8 protein-coding genes, 4 pseudogenes and 1 riboswitch are annotated in these 11,194 nt (G+C 37.5%); of the genes and pseudogenes, 2 read left to right on the top strand and 10 right to left on the bottom strand.

Translation table 11 applies throughout. From position 1 onward, the window contains the following. Together LOK41_RS26185 and LOK41_RS26180 are read right to left on the bottom strand one after the other, a co-directional pair. Positions 1–232, bottom strand: a pseudogene (locus LOK41_RS26185) (DDE-type integrase/transposase/recombinase); the annotation flags it as partial. A gap of 318 nt (positions 233–550) precedes the next feature. After that, complete coding sequence (locus LOK41_RS26180; RefSeq protein WP_241818926.1) at positions 551–1,717, bottom strand: phosphoribosylaminoimidazolecarboxamide formyltransferase; 1,167 nt, start codon at positions 1,715–1,717, stop codon at positions 551–553. Between the two features lie 51 nt (positions 1,718–1,768). Further along, a riboswitch (ZMP/ZTP riboswitch) is annotated at positions 1,769–1,847 on the bottom strand. A gap of 431 nt (positions 1,848–2,278) precedes the next feature. Here LOK41_RS26180 and LOK41_RS26175 point away from each other — a divergent pair. Both LOK41_RS26175 and LOK41_RS26170 read left to right on the top strand, forming a co-directional pair. Beyond that, positions 2,279–2,980, top strand: coding sequence for a CPBP family intramembrane glutamic endopeptidase (locus tag LOK41_RS26175; protein ID WP_241818925.1), 702 nt, complete (start codon positions 2,279–2,281; stop codon positions 2,978–2,980). Positions 2,981–3,310: 330 nt separating this feature from the next. After that, a pseudogene (locus LOK41_RS26170) lies at positions 3,311–3,598 on the top strand (recombinase family protein); the annotation flags it as partial. Positions 3,599–3,788: 190 nt separating this feature from the next. Here the strand turns inward: LOK41_RS26170 and LOK41_RS26165 are convergent. The 8 genes and pseudogenes from LOK41_RS26165 to LOK41_RS26130 all read right to left on the bottom strand — a co-directional run. After that, a pseudogene (locus LOK41_RS26165) lies at positions 3,789–3,866 on the bottom strand (IS6 family transposase); the annotation flags it as partial. Between the two features lie 114 nt (positions 3,867–3,980). Further along, positions 3,981–5,315 carry an MATE family efflux transporter gene (locus tag LOK41_RS26160; RefSeq protein ID WP_241818924.1) on the bottom strand — a complete coding sequence of 445 codons (1,335 nt, stop codon included), beginning with the start codon at positions 5,313–5,315 and terminating at the stop codon, positions 3,981–3,983. A gap of 12 nt (positions 5,316–5,327) precedes the next feature. Next, positions 5,328–6,167 (bottom strand): nickel import ATP-binding protein NikE, encoded by an 840-nt coding sequence (gene nikE / locus LOK41_RS26155; RefSeq protein WP_241818923.1) that lies wholly within the window; start codon positions 6,165–6,167, stop codon positions 5,328–5,330. A 31-nt stretch (positions 6,168–6,198) separates the two neighbouring features. Further along, positions 6,199–7,047: a nickel import ATP-binding protein NikD gene (nikD, locus tag LOK41_RS26150; protein ID WP_241818922.1), complete on the bottom strand. Its 849-nt coding sequence runs from the start codon at positions 7,045–7,047 to the stop codon at positions 6,199–6,201. 6 nt (positions 7,048–7,053) lie between these two features. Continuing rightward, positions 7,054–7,887, bottom strand: coding sequence for a nickel ABC transporter permease subunit NikC (gene nikC / locus LOK41_RS26145; protein ID WP_241818921.1), 834 nt, complete (start codon positions 7,885–7,887; stop codon positions 7,054–7,056). Further along, entirely contained in the window at positions 7,887–8,828 is a 942-nt protein-coding gene (gene nikB / locus LOK41_RS26140; RefSeq protein ID WP_241818920.1) for a nickel ABC transporter permease subunit NikB, read from the bottom strand. The genes nikC and nikB overlap by 1 nt, the downstream gene beginning before the upstream one ends. 21 nt (positions 8,829–8,849) lie before the next feature. Then, entirely contained in the window at positions 8,850–10,475 is a 1,626-nt protein-coding gene (nikA, locus tag LOK41_RS26135; RefSeq protein WP_241818919.1) for a nickel ABC transporter substrate-binding protein, read from the bottom strand. Positions 10,476–10,666: 191 nt separating this feature from the next. Then, a pseudogene (locus LOK41_RS26130) lies at positions 10,667–11,194 on the bottom strand (DNA-binding domain-containing protein); the annotation flags it as partial.

The raw sequence follows: 11,194 nt of genomic DNA, 5'->3' as shown, positions 1-11,194 counted from the left end.
AGGAAGCGTGGCGAAGATTTTGAAATCCTGCGGATTTGGAAAAACGTCGCTTCACATGCCTATGGTCCTGTTCAATGAGATTGTTCAAATGCTTGCTTGTACAATAAGTTGTATGTATATAAAAGCCTTGTTCTCTTAATTTGTTAAATGCGCAAAGTAATGCTGGTGTTTTGTCTGTAGTGAGAACCGCTGGTTCTCTAAATGTTTTGACTAATCTTTTCATAAAGGTGTACCGCCAGCATTTTTGAAAAAAACCACGCTAAGAGTATGCAAAATTTTATACAGTTTTTCGGCTAATCCAGTAACAAACGAGAACCCTAAAACCCACGGCAGGATAGGGATGTATAAAAAAATGAATAGAGTTGTAGAAAAAGAAAAAGACGGATTCCTTGTAAGAGTAGGGATTCGCCTTTTTCTTGCTACTGATAATTTTGGCGTTATGTTAACCTGACATATATACGGTATACATTAAATCAAAAAGAGGCCGCACAGCCTCTTTTCTACTATTCACTGATTTTATAGCAACAATCAATTCAATAGAATGATTGATTTAATGATGAAATAAACGAATACCCGAATATGCCATTAGCATCCCATATTCATTTGCTGCTTGTATAACCTGATCATCACGTAATGAACCACCGGTTTGGATTACATACTTAACACCACTTTGGGCAGCTCGGTCAATGTTATCACGGAATGGGAGAAAAGCATCAGAAGCATAGGAAACTTCTTTTAAGCCTTTTAGCCATTGTTTTTTTTCAGATATAGATAGTCTTTCAGGTACTACTTGAAAATATTGTTTCCACTGTTGTTCTTCTGGTAGAGTAATATCATCATTTATCCAACCATCAATGGCATTGTTTATCTCAACAAGAGATATTCCTTCCCTAAAGTTCATTTGGAGTACGAGTGGATGCTGTCTTAACCACCAGTTATCTGCTTTTTCAGCTGCCAATCGGGTACAATGAATTCGCGATTGTTGTCCTGCACCAATCCCGATCGTTTGACCATTTAATGCAAAACAAACTGAATTTGATTGGGTATATTTTAGTGTGATTATAGCAACAAAAAGATCCCTTTTAACATTGTCAGGAACTACACGCTGTATGGTGGCAATGTTATCAAAGATTTCTTCTGAGATGAGAGTATCATTTCTTTCTTGTTCCATTGTGATTCCAAACACTGACCTTTTTTCAATTGGATCGGGTACATAGTCAGGGGCAATCTCCAAAATAAGGTACTTTCCTCCTTTTTTCTTTTTTAAAATTGCCAACGCGTCTTCATCATATCCAGGTGCAACAATTATATCGGAAACCTCCTTTTTCAGAAGGTTTGCTACGGTTATGTCTACTGGGTCACTGAAAGCCGCACAGTCACCAAATGAAGACATTCTGTCAGCTCCTCTTGCCCTTGCATAGGCGATAGCCAATGGGGACAATACCAGTCCTTCAACAAAATAAGATTTTGCAAGCCGTTCACTTAGTGGACAATAGACAGCTGCACCAGCCGGACTCACGTGCTTAAATGATGTAGCTGCTGGTTGACCAGTACTCTGTCTCAGCTCTCGTACAAGCTGGAAAGCATTTAATGCATCTAAAAAGTTAATATAACTTGCCTCACCATTTAAAATCTTAATAGGCAATTTTTTTGTGGAATACACTTTTGCTTTCTTTTGATGTGGATTCATCCCATACCGTAAATCAATATTATTCATCTACTTAAACCCCTTCCTGAAAATAAAAAAAGTATTTGAACGTAAGTCCAAATACTTTGCCCAGGCGTACGGCAGATGTTTGTGTGCTCCCTCATGGTTCTCCATGTTCACGCCAGTAACACACAATCGATTTTATAGGAAAATTATACATAATAATCATAACTTTTACAATAAGGACTTTATCCGATCTTCATGTACAGATTACTAAAAATTCTGTTTGTGCTTTGGATGAAATATAACTTCCGAGAACGATAATTATGTAAATGAGCTGTCCATATGGATGGCTTATTGTATTTTTTGCTTAACTTGGGGATTTTCCAAAATGCTGGCGGTACCCCATCGCTATCAAGCTAATATTTTGAAGTGTCTCCAAAACGAAAATTTTATATCTCTACATTTATTTTCTCGTTTTGGGTATTTGTTTTTCTTAGGTTGATAAGCATGGTGGCAGGCCCCCAACAGCGTATATTTCATATCCAAAATATAGTGACTTTTCCTTTTTTCAATTATAAAATTTAAATATTATGTTACATAAAAATTTAAGATAGGAGAATTTCTTTTATGCAACCAGAACTTACGCAAGACAAAGTGTATTCAGTATCATGGTGGGGGTTTATTGGGGCTGTACTGTTTGCGTTTTTGGGAACGGATATTATCGTAGGAGTATTTATTGGCATTCCATCTATGATTTATACAGAGTTAATTACTATGCAAGAACCAACTGCCTTTCACGTATCAGTCGAAGATACGACGTTTAGATTTGGAAAATTAATTGTATTACTGTTATTCATTTACGCATATGAGCCCATTAAGAGCTTAGTCATACCAATTTTCAACTTTCATGTGTTAAAAAAGATCAATATGTATATATATGTACTTCTTTTCCTTGCAGCAAGTTGGATTATATATTTATATGTCCTTGAACCACTATTTCCTCATGCAGGAGAAGAACAATATGCAGCTTTAAAATTAGAAATGGTAGAACAATATCCCATTCCTTTATTTCTCAGTACTACAATACTTGCACCCATTGTTGAGGAAATAACCTACCGCGGTATCATCTTACGCTTGTTCCAAGAGCGCTTCCCATTTTGGATTGCCGCAATTGGATCAAGCTTTCTTTTCAGTATCGCTCACACATATTCAATTGGGGTGATGATAGATACTTTCATTGGTGGGATGTTCATGGCGATATTATGTAAGAAGGCGAATTCCATTATTCCAACTATTTTACTCCATATGCTGAATAATGCTCTTGGTTAAGCGGTGACTTCTCTTCACATACGCCAATAATTTAAATATAAAAAAGGTAAGTGGATACATCACATGCAACAAACAACAGACATTACATATGAACAATCCGGCCCGATGTTATGGTTGAATTTTATCGGCTTTGTTTTGTTCGCACTATAAGGAACAAGAATTTTTTCCAGCTTATCTATCTTCCGTTTACATTGAAAAGAGATGGAATATAAGTAAAAAGATAGGGGCAGCATTGCTCCTATTTTTTTATGGTCACATAGAGAAATGGAAATTTGATTCTAAATATCGATATGATCTGTTACTAGCAATAAATATTATGGATAAATTCAAATGGAAGATCAATCTTTATCTTTGTTGTCTTATGTTGCAGATCAAAAACGAAAAAAAATTCATCAGAGACAAGCTGAAGGGATTGTGATAGCTAAATCTCAAGGAAAACATTTAGGCCGTCCTCAAGTGAACCTTTCGACCTTAAGCAAACAACAAATAAATATAATAGAAGAAACTCATTTAAAATGGAAGAGTGGCGAAATTACTGCTGTTACGTTTATGGAAATGGTAGAACTAAGGAAATACATGTTTTATAAAATAATAAAGGAATATGAAGAAGAAAAATAGTATTGATCCTATAATAATGCTACTTTGCCCCTAGTTGTAAGAACGCTGGTACTACCCCATGCCCATCAACTTAAGAATTTTTTAACACCCCAAAACGAAAAAATGAGCTTTTTTATTACAAGTTAGGACAAGATCTCGTTCTGGGGGTAGTTGTATTTTCTTAGCTTGATAGCGATGTGGCGATACCCCTTAAAGAAAAACGACAATAGTAGCCGACGGCTAGCAAAATAATATCCTTTTTAAACTGTTTTCCTTTAAAATACCCCATATATCATTCTCCTGCTCACACTTTTTCTACAGGTTATCTCAGTTTAGAAATCTTTGCAACAGAACCCCGTTTGTTAAAACCTAGGGAATTTTAAGTTGACAAGCGGCAGGCTCCCTAATTGTAAAATGTTTTAGTATTCTGCGCTTGTACCGAAAATAGCTTTTTATTTAACTTTGGAATATACATTACTAAAAATACAGAACGCCCTATACTAAATACGATAAAGGCGAACCATAAACCGTGATTTTGAAAGCTAGGAACTGCGATAAATTGAGCAACGAGATAAGCAATTAATGCTAAAATCATAGAATTTCGAATGGGTGCTGCTTCTGTTGCCCCTGTAAAAACACCATATATAATAATTCCAAAACTTGCCGAAAGAGGGAATAGCGTAATCCATATTCCATAGGTGTTTGCCAACTCAATAACACTTGGTACACTCGTAAATAATGTAATTATATTATGACCAAGCAAGTTGTAAATAACTGCGATAAAACAGGATGAAAAGATTGCCCACTGACACGATAGTGAAAGTGTCTTTTTGTACAATTGTTTATCTTTTGCCCCAATTGCTTTTCCTACAAAAATACTAGAAGCATTCGCAAATCCGTCAAAGCAGTACGCCATGATGTAATGAATTTGGATAAGAACAGCATTTGCTGCCAAAACCTCTGTTCCAAAGGAAGCACCTTTCGCCGTAAACATATTAAACATGGTTAACAAACAAAATGTTCTTATGAATAAATCGCGGTTAACGCTCATCATTTTTTTGAACGAAGCAAGATTAAAAATTTCTTTTAAAGGAAGCTGCTTACATGTAAAAGGAACAGCCTTCCATATAATGATGATACCTATCATAAAGGCCATTATTTCCGATATTAAAGTTGCTGCAGCTACGCCAGGCACTGTCCAAGAGAATACGTTGACAAATAATAGGGCTAGAATAATATTCATAAGATTCATAGAAACTTGTATCATTAAAGAGATTTTAATCTTAGACATCCCCATTAACCATCCGAGGATAACGTAATTCATTAAAGTAAACGGAACACCCCATATACGAATACTAAAATAATTAGATGTCAACGTTCGAACGTCAGACTCCGGGTTTATTAAGGTTAAAAATAAATATTCGACAGGGTGCCGCAGAAGAATAAAAATAATCCCTACTACAATTGCTGTTACAAATGGTCTTGTTAGGGCTAAAAACCCTTGTATATCATCGTTTGCTCCATACGCTTGAGCAGCAAATCCCGATGTACTCACTCGCAAAAAACCAAATAACCAATACATCGTATTAAAAATGATGGTTCCTACAGCCACTGCCCCAATATAAGCAGGATCAGGCAGCTGCCCGACAACTGCTGTATCTACAGCCCCTAATAAAGGGGTTGTTATAGTTGAAATGATCAAGGGAATGGCTAACGTAAGATAGGATCGATGATTCATAGTTTTCCTCCTTCATCTCTCATGCCTGAGGATGGGAGTAATGCCTCCTCCAGAAAGAGAACGGTAACGAGGATGCTCGGAAAGAATGGACGAGAGCAAAGTTTGCGCAACGGGGTGCCGCGAGGTGAAAAACTGGTCTTTATTTTCGCATAGCTCAACTACTTCTCCTCTCTCCATCACAGCCAAAGTATCAGATATAAAATAGGCAGCTTTTATATCATGTGTAATAAAAAGGTATGAGAGACCAAAAGCTGACTTCAACTCACTCAACAAGTTTAAAATGTTTGTTTGGTTGACCATATCCAAACCACTTACCGCCTCGTCTAATACAATTAGCTTCGGTTTTAAGGAAATCGCTCTCGCAATATTAATTCTTTGCAGCTGTCCCCCGCTAAACTGATGAGGGTACTTTCGCATATCCTCACGATTCAGACCAACTCTTTCTAGTAACTCTCCAACGGTCCGACTCTGTTCATCCTGGGACATTCTTTCATAGTTTTGTAACGGTTCCCTAATAATTTGTTCCGCAGTCATTCGTGGATTTACCGAAGAGTAGCAATCTTGAAACACTACTTGAAGATCACGGCGAAGCCGTTTACGGGTGGTACGGTCTATGTTATAAAAATCATGTCCCTGAAACAGAACTTGTCCCTTTTGCGGTTTCTCCATTCCAAGGATTACTTTTCCCAGCGTACTTTTCCCAGCTCCGCTTGTTCCGAGAAGACCGAGACACATTCCTGGCTCTATGGAAATAGAAACGTTGGAAAGTACTTCTTTTCGTTGATCCATTCTGCCAAACAAGTTATAGGAACCATACATATGTGTTACGTTCTTAACCTGCAGTAAACTCATGGGCTCACTCCCTGTTTTTAGGATAATAATGCTACTTCAATAAGGTTAGAAAATCCTGAGATCTTTCGTTAAATTGCAGCGTCGGTCGAGCATGAAGCAACTTTTTCGTATACTCATGCTGTGGATGATCAAATAGCTGATAAACGTCTGCTTTTTCTACAATTCTTCCATACTGCATCACAATGACATCGTCAGCTAGTTCCGAAATAACTCCTAAATCATGAGAAATTAATAGGATAGACGTACCATATTCCGAACGAATAAAATCCAACTGCTGCAGCACCTGCAGTTGGTTTGTCACATCTAGCGCTGTTGTTGGCTCATCAGCAATAATTACAGATGGCCGCAGGCATAGGGAAATAGCAATCATTACCCGTTGTAGCATTCCTCCACTTAGCTGAAATGGGTATCTACGCATAACATCTAAAGGATTTGGCAAATTTACATCATGCAAAGAGTTCGCAGCCAGTTCAAATGCTTCTTTCTTTGTTAAAGCAGTATGAGTGCGAATCGTTTCAATGAATTGATTTCCAATCGTATATACAGGGGTAAAAGCATTCATTGGATTTTGCATAATAAGGGCAATCTCTTTCCCTCGAATCCGTCGCATCTCCTTCGCACTCAGCTCATTTAGTTCTCTATCGTGCAATCGTATACTACCTTCTATACTTGTTGTTTTTCGATCTAGCAGTTGCAGAAGTGACAAGGAAGTAACTGTTTTGCCGCTGCCACTTTCTCCAACAAGCCCGAGCACACGCCCAGGCTTTAGTTCAAAATGGATATCCTGCACTAAGGGAATTGTTCCAGTGGGGGTCTTTATCTTTACATGCAGGTCACTTACCTCCAAAACATTACGCTGTTTTTCTATCAATTGTCTCATTCCTTTTTAAAAACGTCGTTTTACCCCAAACCGATCTGATAAAGCTTCTCCCAATATATTAAAAGTGATAACAACGAGCATAATCATTACACCTGGATATATCATTAACTCTGGATTACTTCGTATATACGCTTTCCCTTCGTGAATCATAGCACCCCACTCAGGCATGGGTGGCTGAATACCTAGTCCTAAAAACGACAGAGCGGAAATATCCATAATAGCCCACCCCATTTCAAGTGTCCCCATCACGACAATAGGAGGAAGTACATTCGGGATAATATGTCGTCTAATAATTTTCCATTGCGAAGATCCGTTTATTCTCGCAGCTGTAATAAAATTCTGCTCCTTTAAACTGAGTACTAAGCCTCGGAACATCCTCGCGTAATACACCCACTGCACAAGCACCATTGCCAAAATTACCTGTTTCATTCCTGGACCGAATATTCCTACAAGTCCAAGTATGAGCACAAGATTCGGGAAGGCCATCACTCCCTCACAAAATCTCATTAATATAAGATCAATCCGGCCTCCCTTGTAACCAGCAAAAGTTCCGATAAGCAAACCAATCCCTAAGGAAGAAATAAAAATCAAAGACGCAATCCCTAAAGAAATACGAGCACCATGTAAAAGACGAGACAGATTACACCGTCCTAAATAATCAGTACCCAACGGATATTCCATGGAAGGCTGCTTTAGTTTTAATGCTAAATTCACTTGAATGGGATCATGTGGAGAAATCCACGGAGCCAAAATCGTAAGGATAAAAAGAACGATTAAAGTGAATGAGCAGACTACAATGATGATTTGATGCTTGAAAACACCTCTTATACTTGCAATCATTAGTCCGTTCCTCCTTTCCAAGAAATCCGCGGGTCCATATACATTTGCACAATATCCACAATCAGGTTACATAAAATAAATAGACAGGCCGCAAGAAACACATAGCATTGGATGACTGGTATATCCCGGTTAAAAATTGCCTCAATAAAATAACGGCCAAACCCAGGCCACGAAAAAACGGACTCAACAATAATCGTTCCAGTCAGTAGCTTCCCAAAATTCATCCCAATTCCTGTAATCATTGGTAAAATTGCAATTCTCAATACATGCTTTATCAGAATGACACGCTCATGAATCCCCCTTGTTCTCGCATATAAGACATACGAATCTTGCAGATTTTCTAGTACACTTATGCGTAGCAAACGAGTATAAATCGAAATGAGCGGCAAAGCCAGTGTTACGGATGGAAGAATCAAGTGCATCCATGTTCCTGCTCCCTCCACAGGAAACAGATTAAACTTTACTGCAAACAAATAAATTAATAAATAACCGAGCCAAAACTGCGGAATTGAAGCACCGAAAAAAGCCAGAACTCGACTAAATTGGTCCACGACACCATTTTTCTTCACTGCAGCTAAAAATCCGATTGGCACACTAACGAGTACAGCTACGAAAATACTGCTAAAGGCAAGCTGGATCGTCGTAGGCATCCGGTACACGACCTCCTGCCAAACTGGCTTGTTAGAAAGGTAAGATATGCCAAAATCAAGTTGGCATATCTTACTAAGAGATTGAATATATTGCACAAACAGTGGCTGATCTAAGCCAAACTCCTGTCTTTTTTGTTCTAACATCTCTGCTGTCGGCTGAATATGGGCAGCTGCCAAATACGCTTCAGCAGGGTCGACCGACGACAGATGAATCAATAAAAAAGTAAGAAGTGTGGCAAAGAGAAAAATAGGAATGATGGTAAGAAATCGTTTGATAATATAGCTACCCATTATTTCTCATCCTTCCGTTTCCTAGTTATTAATGTTAATTCCAGTGAATGGATGATCATCACGATTTGCCGGGAATTCAAAGCTAGTTACATCCTTTTGGTATACAGCTGTTTTCTTAATATAAGAAATTGGCACGATTGCTGCTTGTTCCTGTAATGTCTGTAGGATAGAGTTGTATAATTCTTTTCGCTTTTTCTCATCCGTCGAGGCAAATACTTCTTTTATTTGTTGATTAAGCTGTTGCTTCACTGGCAGGTTTGACAAAGCATCTGAGAATCCAAAGCCATCCATTGAAACAATATTAAGGAAGGTATGTGGATCATATGGAGCTCCAAAGTTACTGTAGAAGTTCAAATCAAAATCATTTTCGCCAAACCGTTTTACTTGGACAGGCAGCTCAACACCGGTAATATTCAGCTTAACACCTATCATCGCCCACTCAGCTTGAAGGGCTTCTACCATCGCCTTTTGGATTTGGTTTGATTTATCAAACATCAACTCAAGCTCCAATGCTTTACCATCTTTCTCTCGAACACTTTTTCCAGATGGCAGCTTCCATCCTGCTTCTTCTAAATACTTCTTTGCTTTTTCTACGTCATAATTAATAGGTGTTGTTTTAATATTAGTATATAGGAGGTTGGGAGCCAAAATATTGTCTGCCTTCTTTTCCAGTCCAGAAGTCACTCCTTCTACTATCGCTTGCTTGTTAAAACCATATTGAAGTGCTAAACGTACTTTGATGTCAGAAAGCTGCTCTTTTGTCGTGTTCATAATCAACTGTCTTGTTGCAACAGGTTCAGAAATACTTGTTTTATATTTTTCTGACTCTTTTAATTGTTTAAAAGCATCTAAACTAATAGCGCCTTCTCCATAAATTAAATCGAGTTCACCTTTTTCGAAAGCAAGTACTCTCGTCTCTGCATCAGGAATTATTTTAATTGAAATTTTTTTAATTTTCGCACTTTCACCCCAGTAATTCGGGTTGCGAGTAAATACCGCATATTCATCCTTCTTATATTCCTCTAGCATCCATGGGCCTGTTCCAATAGGTTTCTTCACTCTTTTTGAAGTATCACCATCATCCGGGAAGCCTGCTTCACCTAAAAAGCGTACTGGACGGACTACCGCTAACTCCTGCAATGTTGGATAATAAGCCTGCTTTAATGTAATTTTAAAGGTAGAATCATTTACTACCTCAGTCTTATTAATCATGTTGATTAATCCTAGCCAGCTATGTATTTTCACATTTTTCATAATTGCATCAAAATTCTTTTTCACGATATTCGCATTAAAAGCGGTTCCGTCAGAGAATTTTACATTTGGACGAAGGTTAAAAATATACTCCTTGCCGTCCTCAGATATTGTCCATGATTCGGCCAGCGCCGGCTCTAGTTTACCGCCTTCTTTATAGCTAACTAATGGTTCGTAAATCATTGCTTGTGCAATTAATTGCGAAGGATTGTAAACATGTGGATTCATCTCTCCTATGTCCCTCGGCCAAGACAAAGTAAGAGTTTTTTCTTTATTACTCGTTTCTTTTTTTACGCCCTGCTCATTATTTTGTGATGTACAACCCACAAAGATAATAGACAAGAGGAGAATTATTGCTGATAGTAATATACCGATTTTCCTTTTCTTTTTAAACATTAGTAAATACTTCCCCCTTAAAATTAACAAAAGATGATGCGATTGAAAATCATTATCAATAACTAATAGTAGTTACTAAAATAATTCCTGTCAATGAAAATTACGAATAATTAGGGATGCTACTCCATCGCTATCAAGCTAACAAAACAAAATAAGCCCTTCATTTGAGTTTAAGAATTAACTAGAGTTCGTCATTGCAATTCTAAATGTATCCATTTCGCTTCAAAATGAAGAACCTGAATAAATTTTTTCGTATCGATACGAATAGGTAATGTTGGTTCATTATTCAACTCCGTCATCTTTCTCCTTATAGTTGTAAAATCAAAAAAACTAGAAGCGTAATTTTCAAACTTCGGATTTGAAAAATCAGTAAATCCAAGGGATGCCAAATGGTTTAATGATTGATAAATTGCCCTTCTAATCCGTTGTTTGGAGGCTTCAATCGACTTTTTTAATTTGATTTCTTCGGCTGATTCTTCAAGTCTTTTTTGAGCTAAATGTATAAGAATCCCTTTTAGAGAAGGAATACCTTGTTCAAACGTTATAGCTTGTTCGTATTAATATATATAATCCAGCATGTCCATTAAATCTTTGCTTCCGCTTTCACTTCCCTGTGTACTTTGATCACTATCCAATTTAAGCACCATATTGTGCGATTCTTGGATGTTATTTATCGGTTTTTCCAATCGGATTCGTTCGATGACTTTCTGAACGACTGC

Origin of the sequence: Bacillus sp. TL12 (genome assembly GCF_022625245.1) — a bacterium.
Taxonomy (GTDB): domain Bacteria; phylum Bacillota; class Bacilli; order Bacillales; family Bacillaceae_G; genus Bacillus_A.
Note: the sequence above shows the minus strand (reverse complement) of the source record. Positions and strands in the feature narration are given on the sequence as shown.

Coding starts and splice junctions, on each gene's coding strand:
- LOK41_RS26180 (WP_241818926.1), bottom strand. CDS start 1,717: ATGAATAATATTGATTTACGGTATGGGATGAATCCACATCAAAAGAAA.
- LOK41_RS26175 (WP_241818925.1), top strand. CDS start 2,279: ATGCAACCAGAACTTACGCAAGACAAAGTGTATTCAGTATCATGGTGG.
- LOK41_RS26160 (WP_241818924.1), bottom strand. CDS start 5,315: ATGAATCATCGATCCTATCTTACGTTAGCCATTCCCTTGATCATTTCA.
- nikE (WP_241818923.1), bottom strand. CDS start 6,167: ATGAGTTTACTGCAGGTTAAGAACGTAACACATATGTATGGTTCCTAT.
- nikD (WP_241818922.1), bottom strand. CDS start 7,047: ATGAGACAATTGATAGAAAAACAGCGTAATGTTTTGGAGGTAAGTGAC.
- nikC (WP_241818921.1), bottom strand. CDS start 7,887: ATGATTGCAAGTATAAGAGGTGTTTTCAAGCATCAAATCATCATTGTA.
- nikB (WP_241818920.1), bottom strand. CDS start 8,828: ATGGGTAGCTATATTATCAAACGATTTCTTACCATCATTCCTATTTTT.
- nikA (WP_241818919.1), bottom strand. CDS start 10,475: ATGTTTAAAAAGAAAAGGAAAATCGGTATATTACTATCAGCAATAATT.